Source organism: Hymenobacter sp. BRD67 (assembly GCF_013256425.1).
Classification (GTDB): domain Bacteria; phylum Bacteroidota; class Bacteroidia; order Cytophagales; family Hymenobacteraceae; genus Hymenobacter.
Map to the genome: position 1 here is coordinate 1527417 of NZ_CP053904.1, position 16651 is coordinate 1544067.

A 16651-nucleotide genomic window follows, 5' to 3' on the forward strand; every position below is an offset into this window, starting at 1 on the left:
GGGCACGAAAAAGCCCCCCGAAGTAATTCGGCGGGCTTTTCTTCACTAACTAATGGCTACTGATTAGTTGCTGGTCATTAGCCATCAGGCGTTACTTTGCCTTATTCATAGCCAGCCAGTTTTTGGCTTGCAAAATAGCGTCGTGCTGCTGCTGGAATACCGTTTTGGCACCCGCCGGCACATCGGTCGAGGCCAGTACCGTTTCGTAGGCTTTCAGGGCCGTGGCTTCGCCGGATTCGGCAGCTTCGAGCACGGCCGAGTCGCTCTGGCCCGTAATGGCCGACTTGATGTTAATCCAGCCACGGTGCACCGCGGCGGCCGCATCGGTTGCCACGCTTTCAACGGTCGTGTCGTGCTTGGCTTCCATGCCATACTGCTTGGCGTAGCCTTCGAGGTCGGATACAAAATGCGCACGCTGCTGCGAAAACTCGCCAAGCTTGGCTTTCAGCTCGGGGCTTTTTACTTCCTCGGCTGCTTCCTGGTAGCCTTTTACCGAGGTGCGGTTGAGGTTGAGAATGTCGGTAAGGGCACGGGCAATGGTTTCGTTAGCCATAATACGTTGTACTTGATTGACTGAGTGGAAAAGGAGAATCGCTGCCCAAAAGCAGCAGCTACCTTTCGCTGTACGTGTGCTGCCCGTCCCTGGGTTTCATAGTGCCCACCAATCCGGCGTTGCTTAGCGGGAGCGCGTGCCCGGGATGGGAGGCAGCTGCGGCCCGGTTGCCTCGGGCGGGCGCTTGCCACGCACCTTATCCAGCAGCTTGGTTATAAAACCGCGCTCGTCGCTGGGGTCTTTGGTGGTGGCCTCGCCATCACCTACGTCGCCGAGCAGGAAGCCCCAGGCCTCCGTGCCCTTGTTCGCATCGAGCACCACCTTGATAACGGCCGAGATGGGCACGCTCAGAATCATGCCCGGCGTGCCCCACAGCTGTCCGCCCAGAATAAGGGCAATAATGGCCGTGAGCGGATTCAGACTCACCTTGGAGGCGGTAATCATCGGGGCCAGAATATTGTCAGAGATAAACTGCACGGCCATAAACACGCCCACCACGGCCAGGCCCCGGCCCGGCGAGCCGGTTTCGACAAACGTAATCAGGGCCGGAATGAGCGACCCCACCGTGATGCCGATATAGGGAATAACGGCCAGCACAGAGGCAAAAACCGCAAAGAACAGCGCATATTTCACGCCCAGGGCCAGCAGTCCGATGGCGTTGAGTACCGAAACCAGCACGATAACCATAAACAGGCCCGTCATGTAGCCCTGCACCACACTCTGAATATTGTCTACCGTTTGCAGCACGGTAGTGCGCTTATCGGGCTCCACAAACCGAAACATGAACTGACGGAGGTGGTCACGATAATATAGAAAACAAAATATATAAATCGGAACAAGGGCTAGTGTGCTTATAATACCCAGGGTAGTACTTAGCGTAGAGCCCAGGTACTTGCTCACATCCTTGCGGGCGGTATCGAGCGAAGAGCTGATGACCTCATCGTGGCTTAAGGGTTGAAAATTAAAGCGGTGCGCAAGCTGCTGCTGCGTCTGGTCAAAATAAGCTACCAGCTTGGTTTGAATAAGCGGAATCTCGTTGCGCAGGCCAATAATCTGGGAGCCAAAAAAGTACACCATTACCGCCAGGGCCAGCATAACAAGTAAGATGGAAGTAGCGATAGCCAGCATCCGGGGCCAGCGCCACTGCTCGAAGCGGGCTACTATGGGCATGAGGAGCAGCGAAAGCAGGATGGCATAGAGCAGGGGCAGCAGCAGCTCATCGAGGGTATGCAGCACATACACCAGCAGCGAGAGCCCGATAAGCAAAAACGTATAGTGCACCAGCGGCGACTGCTTTACCTGCGCCGGGGCATGAGCGGCCGTGGGCGAGGGGACATTGCGCGGGGTATTAAATTGATTGGCAGGGGGAAGCATTCGGGTACGTATGGGGTATAAGGCAGGAGTTGAAGTTTTGTGGGCAAGCGTAGGCTTTTCGTGCGCCGATGCCTGAACCCGGCGGGAGCAGCTGGTGTTAGCTAACCATATTGGCTGAAAAAGCTAACCTGGCTGGGGCGCCGGATAGTGGTTTGCCGGTATTTTTGACGTTATTTTACCCAGCCAACGCGCCTTCTACGGATTTAATAAGATATGAGTACTACCTCGACTGCTCCCGCCCACGATTACAACGAAGACAGCATCCGCTCGCTCGACTGGCGCGAGCACATTCGCCTGCGGCCGGGCATGTACATTGGCAAGCTCGGCGACGGCTCGGCCTACGACGACGGTATCTATGTATTGGTGAAGGAAGTAGTGGACAACTGCATCGACGAGCACGTAATGGGCTACGGCCGTACCATCGAGATTAAAATTTCGGAGAGTCGGGTGCAAATACGCGATTACGGCCGCGGTATTCCGCTGGGCAAGGTGGTGGATGTGGTGAGCAAAATAAACACCGGCGGCAAGTACGACAGCAAGGTTTTTCAGAAGTCGGTGGGCCTCAACGGAGTAGGCACCAAGGCCGTGAACGCGCTCAGCAGCAGCTTTGTGGTGCAGAGCGTGCGCGAAGGCTTGCTCAAGAGTGCCGAGTTTTCGCAGGGGCAGCTGCTCAACGACCCGGCCCCGGTGAAAACCAGCCAGCGCAACGGCACGCTCATTACCTTTCAGCCCGACGATAGCATTTTCAGGAACTACCGCTTTATCCCGGAATATCTCGAAAATCAGATACGCTTCTACTGTTACCTCAACGCCGGCCTGGCTATTTACTTCAACGGCCAGAAGTATGTGTCGGAGAATGGCTTGCGCGACCTGCTGGAGCACAAAACCGATGCCGACAGCCTGCGCTACCCCATTATTCACCTGAAAGGCGAAGATATTGAGCTGGCCCTGACCCACGGCAACGACTACGGTGAGGAGTACTACTCGTTTGTCAATGGGCAGTATACCACCCAGGGAGGCACCCACTTAGCGGCGTTTCGCGAGGCAGTGGTAAAGACGATGCGGGAGTTCTACAAGAAGGAATTTGACGCGTCCGACATCCGGGCCAGCATCATCGGCGCCATCTCGGTGCGGGTGCAGGAGCCGGTGTTCGAAAGCCAGACCAAAACCAAGCTCGGCAGCATCAATATGGGGCCGGAGGGCCCCACGGTACGGGGCTTTATTCTGGACTTTGTCAAGGAGCACCTCGATAACTACCTGCATAAAAACCCGTTGGTGGCCGAAGGCCTGCTCAAGCGCATTATGCAGAGCGAGCGCGAGCGCAAGGACATGGCCGGCGTAAAAAAGCTGGCCAACCAGCGCGCTAAAAAGGCGAATCTGCACAACCGCAAGCTGCGCGACTGTCGTTTTCACCTGGGCGAAAACGTGAAGGATGGCGCTGAGAAGGAACAGCTAACGACGCTTTTTATCACGGAAGGCGACTCGGCCAGCGGCAGCATCACCAAGAGCCGCAACGTGGAGCTGGAAGCCGTGTTCAGCCTGCGCGGCAAGCCGCTTAACTGCTTCGGCCTCAAAAAGAAGATTGTGTATGAGAATGAGGAGTTTAACCTGCTGCAGCACGCCCTCAACATTGAGGAAGGCCTCGAAGGGCTGCGCTACAACCGCGTAGTGGTTGCCACCGATGCCGATGTGGATGGCATGCACATCCGGCTGCTGCTGCTCACGTTCTTCCTCCAGTTTTTCCCCGACCTCGTGCGCAACGGCCACGTCTATATCCTGGAAACGCCGCTGTTTCGGGTGCGCAACAAGAAGGAAACCATCTATTGCTACAATGAGCAGGAAAAGCAGGAGGCTATGCGCAAGCTGGGCCGCAACCCCGAGGTAACGCGCTTCAAGGGGCTGGGTGAGATATCGCCCGACGAGTTTGGAAAGTTTATCGGCGAAAATATTAAGCTGGAGCCCGTTATCCTGCAATCAGACCGCTCTATCCAGCAGGTGCTGGCCTATTATATGGGCAAGAATACCCCCGCCCGCCAGGAGTTTATCATCGACAACCTGCGTCTGGAAAAAGACCTCGTGACGAGCGACGTGCTGCCGGTGGCCGAGATAGCGCTGGTGTAGCCGGTTATTTTTAAACATAGTAAAAATATATATTAAACCTTCGCAGGTCCTCCGTGCCGCTGGCGCACGGAGGACCTGTGTTTTTGGGCCAAGCGGAGTTTCGCTGCTTCGGAGCTGCTTACACCAGCCTGAAAGACACCAGCTGTTTTGCCAGGCGTTGAGCAGCCTTTGGCAGACCGGGAGCTAGCGGCTATAAGCAGTACCTGTGTGCTGCGTAAATGACTCGTTATCAAGGATAGTATAAATACCTGTTTTAAAAAACAGGTGCTTCTACGCTAAAAGCTGGCCGGCACCGGGCCAGACCTTTGACCCGTCATCCGAAGCTTCACCCATGACAACGGCGACCGCTGAAAAGCCGCAACAGAGTAGGCAATTCATTTCCTCTATTTGTCAGTACTGCTATGAACCACCCCCCCAAATCAACTGCCGTGGCTACCGACGCCGCAACTCCTTCGGCCGAAGCTGCGGTGCTTATCGAGCAGCTTCGCTCGCAGGCCAGCACGCTGCTGAGCGCTGCCCTGGGCCAGAATCCCCTCGTCAGCTTTGGCGTTGGAAGCGCCGGTAACTTTCCTTATTACTGGCAGAACCCCAGCAACCTGCTGTTTAACGGCAATACTTACAACTGGATTAACTACAACCTGAAGGCCAATGCGACGCCCACCCAGCAGAGCAGCGATTTCTTCACGACGCAGTTTATCGAGGTATTCAGCTCTATCAACTACCAGCTTTCGCAGGCTGACCAGGCTACGCTCACTCAGGCCCAGAAAAATGCCACCAACCAGCAAATGGCCCTGCTGACGGCCTGGAAGGCAGCCTATGGCTCATTGCCGACTCCTACGCCGGGAATGCAGCCTATCGACATCATTATGAATACGATAGCCACAACCTGGGCGAAGCCGGCTACGACACTCTCGGCTATTCAGATGGCTCCTAACCTCAACGCGCTGCTCAACAACACGCCGGCCAGCGGACAACCCATCCGCCCGGTGCTGGCCAATTACCTGCAAGCCCTGGGCAGCAGCATCTCGCTGCAAAATGCCACGACCATGAATAATGGCTACCTACAAGCCGCCCTCACGGCCGTGCAGTCGCCCTCGGCTACCAACGGCGGCCTCACTATCGACACCATTTCCAACCTGGTGCCCGCCTACAACGTGGCTACGCCGCTCAGCGATATCATCAACGGGCTGAATGCTACCTCCAACGCCATTCCGGTGAGCATGGGCGTGGCGCGTACCAGCGCCAGCGAGCTCCAGGTATCGGTGAGCGGCTCGACGGGCTTCAGTATTCCGATTCTCGATTTTTTCTCGCTCTCGACCGACGCCAGCGCCAGCTATTTTTCCGATAGCATCGCCACCAGCTCCAACTCCATCACTATCGGCATGCTCTTTACGGGCGTTACGCTGGTTAACTTCGGGCCGGTATCGTTCAACCCCGCCACCGGCCTGAACTGGCTTTGGCTGCAACCCATTACCGATGCTATTCGCAACGGGAAGGCCGACGTGACGGGCTTCCACTTTTCGCCGGCCTGCTCCGTCGATTTTTCGCCTAATGGGCCATTTGGCTACCTTTCGGGCGTAGCCATCTCCAACTACCCAACCGTAACGATTACCGTTAAAAGTGCCAACTACCAGAGCATTGCCACTACTATTCAGCAGTCGGTAACGGTAAAAGCCTCCTTCCTGGGTATTCCTTTGGGGTCTACTACCGAATCGTCTTACTCGCACTCGGTGCAGACCGATGCCAGCAACTCGACCGTTACCATTACGCTGGCTCCGCCCACGGCCTCAGTGGCGGGTTCCAATGAAAGCTCGCTGGGCTGGGTGTTAGGGGCTCAAACCTGCTACCCGGCGGCTATTACGGCTTTCGCTGCCGAGCATGCCCGGGCAATGAAGTCCGCCCGGCCGAGCCACGCGGTCCCGGTCGCGAGCGAGTAAGCCTGTATCGGAAGATTTTAAACTAAAAAGCGCCCCTGGCCAGTGGCCAGGGGCGCTTTTTAGTTTAAAACGCCGTGCGGATTAGTGATTCACCACGTCGTTCTTCATGGCATCGATAAGGCCCAGAAACTCTGTTTGTTCCTGCGTGCCAACTTTGTTGGTGGTAAGCGAGTTAACGAGCAAGCCCCGCCAAACCGTGTATTCGGTAGGGGTAACCGCCATGCCGGTGTGCGCTACCAGCATCGACTTGCCTGTGTACTTGATAGGCCCGCCGGTGATGTCGGTAAACTGGTCGACCACATTGTTGCGCAGCCGCTGTACCCGCGTGGGGTCGGTGGGCGGCTGGCCGTTTACGCCATTATTGGCATCGAGCATCGGCTTGTGTGAGCGCAGCATTACGGAGTTGGGCAGTTGGGTTTCGGCCCCTACATTAGCAATCATCTGGTCGGCAATGCCTTCGATACCAGTTTTGCCATCGGTGCCGTTTTTGCCGCCCATGCGCACGTAAAGCGAGTCGGGCTGAGCCGTGTCTTTCGAGCCGCAGGCCGACGTAAAGATTGTAAGCGCCAGCAAAGCAGCGCTGGCCAGGGAGAGTTGAGGTTTGAACATAAAAAGGGTGAAAGGGTAAAAGAAAAAGGAGCAGGGAACGCAAAAAACGGGTCGTAGTCAGCCCATATGCCCGGCCAGGACAGCAGGGAGCTTACCCAGCCGATAGCGGTAATAACTCGGGGTAGACGACCGACCAGCTAGGCCGACACGAAAAAGCGCCGCAGATTGAGCGCAAACTTCACCTGGTCGAGCAGGTCGAGATAAGTGCCTGGCACGGGGCACTGGCGAATGGCCGGCGGGGTGGTGCGGGCGGGCGGGTTATCAATCACCAGAGCCCCGTACCGGCCTATCGCTGCGTAAAGGCCCGGCAGCGATACTTCGCCCGGATGGTACACGAAGGCCACGCAATTGGTGCGCGGGCTTACGGCGCACGCGGCTACGCCGGGCTCGGTGGCCAGCTGCCTGCGTAGCGCCTGCGCGGCGCCCGGGCTCCCTACCGGCGCCAGCTGCCATACCGTCATCTCAATAGGGCGCACGTAGTGGTGCATTTCGGGGGCCTCCCAGTTTGCCCAAAGCAGTAGTGCCAGTAGTGGTAATGTCCAACTGCGGCGAATAGCTAAACGAACAATGGGGGAGAAGCGAGCGGGTAAGCGTGGGGGCATGCGTAGCTTTTGAGCAGAAATAGTAGGCAGAGTCGGTTGCTGAACCAGGAGTGGCAGCAAAAGTTGGCTGGCTGATAGGGTTAAACCAATATATTTTTAGGTTTTTTGTGCAAGTTAGGCAGGTCTGTTACTAGGCCCCAGGTTGCAAACCTATTTAATCAGACGAGTATAGCTTCTGGCCCGCCAAACTGCCTGTTCCACTGGATAAAGCAAAAAAATAAATGTTCAGTACAAAATCAATAGTTCTGTTCGGGTAGCCGTAAGTGGGCTTCTACGTTAAGATTATTTCCTAACCTCGTAATTGTATTGCTGAGGCTGCCGCCCGCTGCGGTGCAGTAAATTCTGGTCTGCTAAGCCGGACAGCTAATACCAGGGTGTAGTAAGGAAGCAGTTATCTTGCTATCGACACGCTCGCTGCGCAGTTTGGGGCTGCCCGGCCATGGAAGCAGGTAGAGCAGTGTTGCCAATTGCCAGTTAGTTTAGTAGATTGAGTTTGAAGAATAGCTAATAATTTTGGGAACTTTATGGTAGGGGCTAACCTTGAAAAAATGGTGCTTGGCGCCAATTTTTACGGTACTTTTGATGGCAGCTTGCCGATTTTACGTTTTCTCCAGTGGCTATTACCAATACTCCCGCTCCCGATGCTTCCCACCCTGACTTTTTGCAGCCGGGCGACTCGCTGGATTTTGACCTGAGCGCCGCTGCCTTGCCGACGCTGGATGCGGCCGCCGAAACCCTGACAAGCGAAGCTGACGCAGAGGCCGTCCGCGCGGTTTCCCATACCCTTTTTGGTGATGAGCTACCGGCCGATGAAGCTGAGCCGGAAGATGCTGCCGAGCCCGACTCGCCCGAGGAGGCTGAGCTGGTAGCGGAAGAGGAGGAAGGCAAATTCGCCCCCGGCGAGGTCATTCACGATATTGCTACCGTGCGCGGCATGTACCAGAATTGGTTTCTGGACTACGCCAGCTACGTGATTCTGGAGCGCGCCGTGCCGGCCGTGGAAGATGGCCTCAAGCCCGTGCAGCGCCGCATTCTGCACGCCATGAAGGAGATGGACGATGGCCGCTTCAATAAAGTAGCCAACGTTATCGGGCAGACCATGCAGTACCACCCGCACGGCGATGCCAGTATCGGCGACGCCATGGTGAACCTGGGCCAGAAAGACCTGCTCATCGAAACCCAGGGCAACTGGGGCGACGTGCGCACCGGCGACTCGGCCGCCGCGCCGCGCTACATCGAGGCGCGGCTCTCCAAGTTTGCCCTGGAAGTCGTCTTCAACCCCGACATTACGGAGTGGCAGATGAGCTACGACGGCCGCAAGCGCGAGCCTACTACGCTGCCGGTAAAGTTTCCGCTGCTGCTGGCGCAGGGCGTGGAAGGCATTGCCGTGGGCCTGAGTACCAAGATTATGCCGCATAACTTTCGCGAGCTGTGCCAGGCCAGCGTGGCGGTGCTCCGAAATCGGGAATTCCAGCTGTTTCCCGATTTTCCGACGGGCGGCCTGGCCGATATCAGCAACTACCAGAACGGGCAGCGTGGCGGGCGCATTCGCCTGCGGGCCACGATTGAGAAGGTAGATAAAACGCTGCTCGTTATTCGCGACATCCCGTACGGCACTACCACTACGGCGCTCATGGAGAGCATTGTAAAGGCTAGCGAAGCAAATAAAATCAAGATTAAGAAGGTAGTCGATAACACTGCCGCTGAAGTCGAGATTCAGGTGCAGCTGCCGCCCGGCATCAGCCCCGACCTCACCATTGATGCGCTCTACGCCTTTACCGACTGCGAAATATCGCTTTCACCTAATACGTGCGTTATCATCGACGACAAGCCGCGCTTCGTGGGCGTGGAGGAGATGCTGCGTCTAAGCACCGGCAAAACTGTGCGCCTGCTGGAGCGTGAGCTTGAAATCAGGCAGCAGGAATTGCAGGAGAAGTGGCACTCGGCTTCGCTGGAAAAGATTTTTATTGAGAATAGGATATATAGAAAAATTGAAGAATGTGAAACCTGGGAGCAGATTCTGGAAACCATTGACGCCGGCCTGAAAAAGTTTGTGCGGGTGGAAGGCGAGAAGCTGAAAGCGAACGATACCCGCATCGTACTTCGCCGCCCGGTGAGTGAAGACGACCTGACCCGTCTCACCGAAATCCGCATCAAGCGTATCTCCAAGTACGACGGCTTCAAGGCTGAGGAATACATTCAGCGGCTCGACGCCGAACTGGCCGAGGTGGCCGACCACCTGGCCAACCTCACGCGCTACGCGATTGCCTACTTCGAAAACCTGCTGAAGAAGTACGGGGCAGGCCGCGAGCGCAAAACGCAGCTGCGCACTTTTGATGTGGTTACAGCTCAGAAGGTTGCGGTAGCGAATCAGAAGCTTTACGTGAACCGCCAGGATGGCTTTGTGGGCTACGGCCTGAAGAAGGATGAGTTTGTGTGCGACTGCTCGGACCTCGACGACATCATTGCCATTAAGCGCGACGGTACGTTTATGGTGACCAAAATCGCGGAGAAGACCTTTGTGGGCAAAGACATCCTGCATGCGGGCGTATACAATAAAAACGACGACCGCCTGGTGTACAACATGGTGTACGTGGACGGGGCCAGCGGCATCAGTTTTGCCAAGCGCTTTCTGGTAACGGGCATCACCCGCGACAAGACCTACGACCTGACCAAAGGCACGAAAGGCACGAAAACTCTGTACCTGACGGCCAACCCGAACTCGGAAAGTGAGATTGTCGCCATTCAGCTCTCGGATAAAGCCCCGGCGCGGGTCAAGCAGTTCGACTTCGACTTTGCCGAGCTGGCTATTAAAGGCAAGGGCTCGATGGGCAACATCGTAACCAAGCAGCCAATCAAGAAGATAGTTCGTAAGTCGCTGGGTGATAGTACGCTGGGCGGACGAGAAGTATTTTTTGAGCCAGTGGTAGGGCGCCTCAATCACAATGGGCACGGCCGCTACCTGGGCACCTTCGACACCGAGCATCTGGTGCTGGTGGTGTACAAGGATGGTAGCTATGAGTTGGTAGCTCCCGACCCGGCCAAGCACTTCGACCTGCCCAATATGCTGCTGCTGCGCAAGCTGGAGCCCGATACCGTGGTAAGCGCCGTGTACGTGGAAGGAGAAACCAAGGTGCACTACATCAAGCGGTTTCACATCGAAACCACGACCCTCGACAAACGCTTTACTTTCATCTCCGAAAGCAAAGGCTCGAAGCTGCTGGCGGCCACGGCCTTTGCCGAGCCGGAAGTAGAAGTTAAGCTGCAGCGCGACAAGAAGGCCGAGAAGGAAACCGAAAAAATCCGCCTCGACCAGTTTATCGAGGTGAAAGGCTGGAAGGCGATGGGCAATAAGCTCAACTACTTCAAAATTCACAGCCTCGCCCTGCTTACCGACGAGGGCCCCGCGCCCCAGCGCCGCGAGGCCAAAAAGCGCGGCATCACCAAGCCGGAAGGCGGTGAAGCCGCAACCGAAGCGTTAGAAGCCCCGCTGCCGACCGATGTAGAGGTAACCGATGAGGAGGTGGCCCAGTCGCAGGCCCTGCTACGGCGGCCCAAAGCGCAGCTAGGGCTCTTTTAGCACATGGCCGGCGTAGGTGGGCCGCGGTGCCCCGGCACGCTGGGGTAGGTTGCTGCAGAATTAAGCAGCGCAGGCAGCTGGCTTTGGCCCTGTTGCCGCTGGGCCAAAGCCAGCTGCCGTATGGCAAGCAGGATGGCCGGGTAGGGGCCCCTGGCAGTGGCAAGCCGGTGCCGGGCGGGCCAAGCGGGCCCGGAATTGAAAGTAGCCGTAAGCGCAGCCGGAGCTTGCTGCTAATTTACCCCAACTTTGTCGGACTATATCCAATAGTCTGTGCCTGTTTTATCGGGTTGCCCCGTTCTTTATGTCGCGCCACCGCTTTGTTTTCGTGTTGCTTGGGCTGCTGGCCGCGGCGGTGCCGGAAGCAGCCCTGGCGCAGAAAACAACGTCGGCTCAGCCTTCGCCGCCCGTAGTGCCGGCCGCAAATGAGCTCGGCATGCGGCCTAAGCCCAAGGCGGCCAGCTCGCCGGCTCCCGATTCGGTTGCCCTGCGCCAGCATTTGCGCCAGGCCAGTACGCTGCAAGCTAAATACAAGGATTCGGAAGCGCTGGCCGAGTACCAGGCTGTGCTTAAGCTGAATGCCCAGCACTACGAAAGCCTGTGGCGGGCGGCTGTGCTCAGCGTGAGTATCGGCAATCGCTATTCGGATGAGACCCGCAAAAAAGCTTATTTCGACGCTGCGCTCGAGTATGCCGAGCGGGCCCTGGGTTTGCAGCCCGAAGGCGGCGAAAGTAACTACGCAATGGCCCTGGCGCTTTTCAGCGAAGCCGGGCTGACCAGTGCCCGCGACCGGCTGCGGCTATTCAAGCAGCTGCGCTCGCACGTATTTCTGGCGGCCGAGCGTCGCCCCGACCTGCCCGAGGCCTGGCAGCTGCTGGGCCGCTGGTACTACCGGGTAGCCCATTATAACCTGCTCGAAAAGGCATTTTCGCGCATTTTTTTAGGCGGTTACCCGTCGGGGGCTACGTCGAAGAAGGCGATGGATGCGCTGGAGAAAGCGCATCAGCTGGACCCCCTGCGGATTCAGTACTGCTACGATTTGGCGCGCATGTATAAGTACCAGGGCCGCCGCCAGCGGGCTATTGCCATGCTTCAGGAAGCCATTAAGCTGCCAACTTATACCAGCGAAGACCTGGCCGTGAACCGCCTGTGCCAACAGCTGCTGCCGCCGCTGGTGCGGGCTGCTGCCCGGCGCGACCGACTGCACGCCAAATGGTACAAATCCTTGAAGGTGCCCGCGCCCAACGCGACTGCCGCCCCTGGGGCCACTGCCCATTAGCAGAGGTGCGGGTAATTGCAAATGACTTGCTACCCACTAAAAAACGAAAAGCCCCTCAGGCCGCCGAAGCAAGCCTGATGGGCTTTTGCTTTCCGCTTCTTGCTAAAGAAGCAGTAGGCCTCCTTAGCTCGTGGTCAGCTGGGCCACGGCTTCCGCACTGGCCTGCTCAGCTTCAGCCTGGGGCGCGGGGCCGTGGTCGGGGTGGCCAATGGCCTCAGTGCCATAAATATGCGCCATATCGTGGATAACGGTTTCCCCGTTTACCTGCAGGTCTTTGAGGCGGCCGTCGGCAATGTCGTAGACGAGGCCGTGGAGGCGGGGCGGGTTGTCGCTCTTCATGGCATTCTGGATGATGTTGGTTTTGGCCAGGTTGCGCACCTGCTCCATCACGTTCAGCTCGACGAGGCGGCGCAGGCGCTGGGTTTCGTCGGGAATGCGCAGCAGCTGGGTTTCGTGCAGGCGCACCACGTCGCGGATGCTCACCAGCCAGTTGTCGATGAGGCCGTACTGCTTGTTGCTGGCCGCCGCGGCCACGCCCCCGCAGCCGTAGTGGCCCACAATCATAATATCGCGCACACCTAATACTTCCACCGCATATTGCAGCACACTCAGCAGGTTCAGGTCGGCATGAACCACCAGGTTGGCGATGTTGCGGTGCACAAACATCTCGCCCGGACCCGTGCCCGTGATGCCCGAGGCCGGCACCCGCGAGTCGGAACAGCCAATGAACAGGTAGCGCGGCTGCTGGCCGTTGGCCAGGCGCTGAAAAAACGCGGGGTCTTCGGCGTTTTTGCTGGCCACCCACTGACGGTTATTGGCCAGGATATCCTGTATACCGGTAGGCAGCGCGTTTTTGGAAGAATGAGAGGAAGTTGGCACGGTACTGAAATAAAAAATGAACTGCTTGAAAAAGCAAAAAGAGTTTTCTTAAAGCCTGCGCTGAGAAGAATAGTACCTTCTGACAAAAAGGGTCAGCTGGCAATTGTAGTGCAAGCTTACGGCTCCGCTATTAAGAGCCTCTTAAAAGGAAGTTAAAAGCAAGTTAAAAAGCGCACCGCACTTAGCTTGGCTGCCGGTTTCTGTGTCAGTGCGCGAGCAGCGTGGGCCATTCCAGCCACACCTGGGTGCCTTCGTTGGGCTGGCTCGTTACGCGCACCGTGCCGCCATGCAAGGCCATAATCTGGGCCGTGAGGGGCAGGCCGATGCCATGACCCGGCAGTCCGCGCACGGCCGCCGCCCGAAAAAACGGTACGAATACCTGGCTGAGGTCGGCGGCCTGCAACCCGTAGCCGTAGTCCTGCACCAGCAGCCGCAGGTGATGCCGGCCCGGTACCAAAGTAGCCGTAACCGGTGCCGTAGCTTCGGCCGAGTACTTACAGGCATTGTCAAGCACGTTGAGAATAGCTGCCAGCAGCAGCGCCTCGTTGCCGCGCACCTCGGGCCGCTGGCCGCTGGCTTCGTCCCCGAGCTCTATATCTACGCGGCGCGTGGGGTAGCGCCGTAGTATCTGCTCATGGGCTTGCAGCAGCAGCTCATCGAGGCGCACAGGGCGCATGGGCACCTGCGAGGGGTCGCCGGAAGCGCGCGCTATCTGCAGCAGGCCATTGGTGAGGCTGCTGAGCTGGCGGGCTGCGTCGAGGGTACTTCGCAGGGTACGGCGATAGTCGGCCGCGGGCCGGGCGGCCGGCAGCAGCGCCACTTCCAGCTCGCCGATGAGCGCCGTGAGCGGGGTGCGCAGCTCGTGCGAGGCGTCGCGCACAAAGGTGCGCTGCCCACAAACGCCGATTCGAGGCGGTCGAGCAGGCGGTTGAAGCGCTGGGCCAAGCGCCCCAGCTCGTCGGGGCGGCCATTGCCCTGGGTGAGGCGGCGGGTAAGGTCGGTAGCTGTGATGCCGTCTACTTCGCCTACCATGCGGCGCAGGGGGCGCAGGGCCTGCCCGGCCAGCAGCCAGCCGCCCGCGCTCATCACCGCTGCCGCCGCCAGCAGGCCCAGCGCCAGCACCTGCCGTAGGCTCTGGAGCTGGTGCCGCCCTTCTTCATCGACCGAGGCCGCTACTACCACCAGCGGCCCCAGGCGGCTGCCTTGGTAGAGCAGGCCGACGGTTTCGTGGTAGTCCGCCTCCGGCTCAAGCACGGCGCGCCCTTCGCGGCGGACTTTAGCCAGCCATTGCGCGGGAACCGCCGTAGTCGGGAGCTGCTGGCCCTCCCGAAACACCAGCTGGCCGGCAGCGTCGTACACGCGGCCTTCTTCGGCGGGCAGCGTGCGGTAAAGCTGGCGCAGATAGAGTCGGTAGGAGGCCTCGTGCTCGGAATCGGTATGGGCCTGCCCGTCGGCGTAGGCGTGTCCCACTACCATTGCCCGCCGAAATAAGCTTTGGGTAAACTCCTCCCGCCGCCCCGTTGGGTTACGAAGTAGATAGCCAGCGCAAACAGCACCAGCGTTATCACCAAAATGGCCCGAACTGGGCCGCCAGCCGCAGGCGAATAGACATAGGATGATGACGTTTGTGATGTTATATATAATAAATATTATATAATTATTGTAAAAAAAAATGGCTGTGTGGCGCTCCTTAGCTCACTGCCCGCAATCCGTAGCGCGTAGCCCATGCCTACCAGCGTATGAATCAGCTTTGGCTCAAAGCCTCTATCCAGCTTATTTCTTAAAAAATTAATATAGACATCAATTACATTAGAGCCGGTATCGAAGTTTAAATCCCAGACGTGCTCCAGCAGGTCGGCGCGGCTCACCACGCGGCCTTGATGGCGCAGCAGGTATTCGAGCAGGGCAAACTCGCGGGCAGTGAGCTGCACAGGCTGCCCCGCCCGCTCCACGCGCTTGGTAGCGGGGTCGAGGCTGAGGTCGGCCAGGCGCAGAACGGCCGCCGGGGCGGGGGCGTCCGTGCGGCGGCGCACCAGCGCCCGGATGCGGGCCAGCAGCTCGCTAAAGGCAAAGGGCTTTACCAGATAATCATCGGCCCCGGCATCGAGGCCCCGAATTTTGTCGTCTGTTTCGCCCAGCGCCGTGAGCATCAGAATGGGCACGGCCGTGTCGTGGGCCCGTACCTGCCGGCACACCTCAAGCCCGCTGATGCCGGGCAGCATCTGGTCGAGAATAAGGCAGTCGTACGAAGTGTTTTGGGCGCGGTGCAGGCCCAGTAGCCCATCGGCGGCCAGGTCTACGCCGTACCCCTGCTCGGTGAGGCCCTGGTGCAGGAAGGCCGCCACGGAGGGCTCGTCTTCGACAAGAAGAATTTTCATAGGCACAAGGCAAATCTGGATAGTTCCGCCGATTTGCCGGGACAAAAATGCGGCTGACCGCTGGTTTCTGGCCGGAGGAGAAGAGGCAGCAGAGTTGGCCAGCTACTTTTGCAGCTCGCTTTGGCTGCATATGTTTCGTTGGCTTCTTCCTATTCTAGCTTTGCTGCTGGCTAGCTGCCACGGCGCTCCTGCCGAGCGGCCCGATACCCTCGTGGATTTGGCTACCGTGCGCAGCGGACCCCGCGTGCAGGCCGATGAGCTGGATGGAGCCATTCGGCAGCAGCCCGACAACACTGGCCTCCTGGCTCGCCGGGCCACGCTGCGGCTGGCAGCGGGCCAGCCAGAGGCGGCGCTCCACGATGTGGAAGCTGCTTTGCGCATCGACGACCAGGATGGTGACCTTGATTTTTTACAGGCCCGTACGCTGCGGGCTCTGGGCCGCCTGCCCGAGGCGCTGGCTGCCGCCCGCCGCGCCGCCGACAACGGCTTCAACTCGCCCGAGCTGCCGCTGCTCGAAGGAGAAACCCACCTGGCGGCGCACCAGTACGAAGCCGCGCTGGCCAGCCTCGACCGTACCCTGCGCCTCGACCCCGACCAGCCCGCCGCGCTTTTTTACAAAGGGCTAGCCTACGCCGCCACGGCCGATACTGCTCAGGCGCTCGACTATCTGCAGGCTGCCCGTGCCCGCGACCCGCGCCAGCCCGAGATTTTGCACCAGCTGGCTTTTTTGCTCAATGCCTACCGCGTGCCCGCCGAGGCAGCGGTCTACGCCGCTCAGGGCCTGCGCCTCGACTCAACTTATGGTGCGCTGCACTACGACTACGGCCGCCAGCTTGAGTTGCAGGGTCGCCCCGATAGCGCCCTGCGCTACTACCGCCGCGCCTTGGCGCTCGACACCACGCAGTACCGGGCCGATTACCGGCTGGCGCTGGCTGCCAGCGCCCACGGCCAGCGGCCGCCCGTCGTTATTGCCCACTTGCAGCGGGCACTGCGCCGCAACCCACGCCTGCCCGGAGCCCGGGCCATCTTGGCCGAGGCTCTGGAAGCGCAGCGCCGCCTGCCCGAAGCGCTGCGCCAGTACCAGATGCTGGTGCTCGAAAATCCTAGTAATCAGCACTGGACCTTCAAGGTGTGGAAGCTGCGCGACCTGGTGCAGGCCTCGCTGCCCGACAGCCTGCGCACCGCGCCGCGCAGCTATTACCACCGCCCGCCCGCCCGGCCCCGCCCCGTGGAGCCGCTGGCCCCGCTGCCCATGCGATAGGGAAGGGCGCGCTATTCAGCTAGCGTGGATAGCCAGTGGGCTACCCGAGTATCGCGTTGGCCCGGGACCGGAGCAGCATAG

12 protein-coding genes and 1 pseudogene are annotated in these 16651 nt (G+C 58.9%); 5 read left to right on the top strand and 8 right to left on the bottom strand.

The features are described 5' to 3' along the window. Positions 1-91: 91 nt before the first annotated feature. Both GKZ67_RS07060 and GKZ67_RS07065 read right to left on the bottom strand, forming a co-directional pair. Positions 92-553 carry a ferritin-like domain-containing protein gene (locus GKZ67_RS07060; RefSeq protein WP_173241712.1) on the bottom strand — a complete coding sequence of 154 codons (462 nt, stop codon included), beginning with the start codon at positions 551-553 and terminating at the stop codon, positions 92-94. 123 nt (positions 554-676) lie between these two features. Next, the gene (locus GKZ67_RS07065) at positions 677-1927 is read right to left on the bottom strand and encodes an AI-2E family transporter (RefSeq protein WP_173241713.1); all 1251 of its coding nucleotides are present in this window, start codon (positions 1925-1927) and stop codon (positions 677-679) included. A 213-nt stretch (positions 1928-2140) separates the two neighbouring features. Here GKZ67_RS07065 and GKZ67_RS07070 point away from each other — a divergent pair, with 213 nt between their 5' ends. Together GKZ67_RS07070 and GKZ67_RS07075 are read left to right on the top strand one after the other, a co-directional pair. Further along, positions 2141-4048 carry a DNA topoisomerase IV subunit B gene (locus tag GKZ67_RS07070; protein WP_173241714.1) on the top strand — a complete coding sequence of 636 codons (1908 nt, stop codon included), beginning with the start codon at positions 2141-2143 and terminating at the stop codon, positions 4046-4048. Positions 4049-4449: 401 nt separating this feature from the next. Beyond that, the gene (locus tag GKZ67_RS07075; protein ID WP_217278706.1) at positions 4450-5985 is read left to right on the top strand and encodes a hypothetical protein; all 1536 of its coding nucleotides are present in this window, start codon (positions 4450-4452) and stop codon (positions 5983-5985) included. An 81-nt stretch (positions 5986-6066) separates the two neighbouring features. On the opposite strand, the gene GKZ67_RS07080 is transcribed toward GKZ67_RS07075, so the two are convergent. Both GKZ67_RS07080 and GKZ67_RS07085 read right to left on the bottom strand, forming a co-directional pair. Then, a complete protein-coding gene (locus GKZ67_RS07080; protein ID WP_173241715.1) occupies positions 6067-6594 on the bottom strand; it encodes a group I truncated hemoglobin in 528 nt (175 codons plus the stop codon). 137 nt (positions 6595-6731) lie between these two features. Then, positions 6732-7082 carry a hypothetical protein gene (locus tag GKZ67_RS07085; protein WP_173241716.1) on the bottom strand — a complete coding sequence of 117 codons (351 nt, stop codon included), beginning with the start codon at positions 7080-7082 and terminating at the stop codon, positions 6732-6734. Positions 7083-8058: 976 nt separating this feature from the next. Between GKZ67_RS07085 and GKZ67_RS07090 the strand changes: the two genes are divergently transcribed. Further along, positions 8059-10776 carry a DNA gyrase/topoisomerase IV subunit A gene (locus GKZ67_RS07090; protein WP_173246536.1) on the top strand — a complete coding sequence of 906 codons (2718 nt, stop codon included), beginning with the start codon at positions 8059-8061 and terminating at the stop codon, positions 10774-10776. A gap of 301 nt (positions 10777-11077) precedes the next feature. Beyond that, entirely contained in the window at positions 11078-12052 is a 975-nt protein-coding gene (locus GKZ67_RS07095) for a hypothetical protein (RefSeq protein ID WP_173241717.1), read from the top strand. A gap of 123 nt (positions 12053-12175) precedes the next feature. On the opposite strand, the gene GKZ67_RS07100 is transcribed toward GKZ67_RS07095, so the two are convergent. From GKZ67_RS07100 to GKZ67_RS07110, 4 genes and pseudogenes are all read right to left on the bottom strand, one after another. Further along, positions 12176-12931 carry a carbonic anhydrase gene (locus GKZ67_RS07100; RefSeq protein WP_410505045.1) on the bottom strand — a complete coding sequence of 252 codons (756 nt, stop codon included), beginning with the start codon at positions 12929-12931 and terminating at the stop codon, positions 12176-12178. A gap of 205 nt (positions 12932-13136) precedes the next feature. Beyond that, positions 13137-13811, bottom strand: coding sequence for a sensor histidine kinase (locus tag GKZ67_RS07105; protein WP_173241718.1), 675 nt, complete (start codon positions 13809-13811; stop codon positions 13137-13139). A gap of 86 nt (positions 13812-13897) precedes the next feature. Then, positions 13898-14407: pseudogene (locus GKZ67_RS24450) on the bottom strand (hypothetical protein); the annotation flags it as partial. A 173-nt stretch (positions 14408-14580) separates the two neighbouring features. After that, a complete protein-coding gene (locus GKZ67_RS07110) occupies positions 14581-15309 on the bottom strand; it encodes a response regulator transcription factor (RefSeq protein ID WP_173241719.1) in 729 nt (242 codons plus the stop codon). A gap of 160 nt (positions 15310-15469) precedes the next feature. Here GKZ67_RS07110 and GKZ67_RS07115 point away from each other — a divergent pair, with 160 nt between their 5' ends. Then, the gene (locus GKZ67_RS07115) at positions 15470-16570 is read left to right on the top strand and encodes a tetratricopeptide repeat protein (RefSeq protein WP_173241720.1); all 1101 of its coding nucleotides are present in this window, start codon (positions 15470-15472) and stop codon (positions 16568-16570) included. Positions 16571-16651 lie beyond the last annotated feature (81 nt).

What these genes read in the sequence shown, in the direction of transcription:
- GKZ67_RS07085 (WP_173241716.1), bottom strand. Translation starts at nt 7,082, where the DNA reads ATGCACCACTACGTGCGCCCTATTGAGATGACGGTATGGCAGCTGGCG.
- GKZ67_RS07075 (WP_217278706.1), top strand. Translation starts at nt 4,450, where the DNA reads ATGAACCACCCCCCCAAATCAACTGCCGTGGCTACCGACGCCGCAACT.
- GKZ67_RS07110 (WP_173241719.1), bottom strand. Translation starts at nt 15,309, where the DNA reads ATGAAAATTCTTCTTGTCGAAGACGAGCCCTCCGTGGCGGCCTTCCTG.
- GKZ67_RS07080 (WP_173241715.1), bottom strand. Translation starts at nt 6,594, where the DNA reads ATGTTCAAACCTCAACTCTCCCTGGCCAGCGCTGCTTTGCTGGCGCTT.
- GKZ67_RS07070 (WP_173241714.1), top strand. Translation starts at nt 2,141, where the DNA reads ATGAGTACTACCTCGACTGCTCCCGCCCACGATTACAACGAAGACAGC.
- GKZ67_RS07065 (WP_173241713.1), bottom strand. Translation starts at nt 1,927, where the DNA reads ATGCTTCCCCCTGCCAATCAATTTAATACCCCGCGCAATGTCCCCTCG.
- GKZ67_RS07095 (WP_173241717.1), top strand. Translation starts at nt 11,078, where the DNA reads ATGTCGCGCCACCGCTTTGTTTTCGTGTTGCTTGGGCTGCTGGCCGCG.
- GKZ67_RS07060 (WP_173241712.1), bottom strand. Translation starts at nt 553, where the DNA reads ATGGCTAACGAAACCATTGCCCGTGCCCTTACCGACATTCTCAACCTC.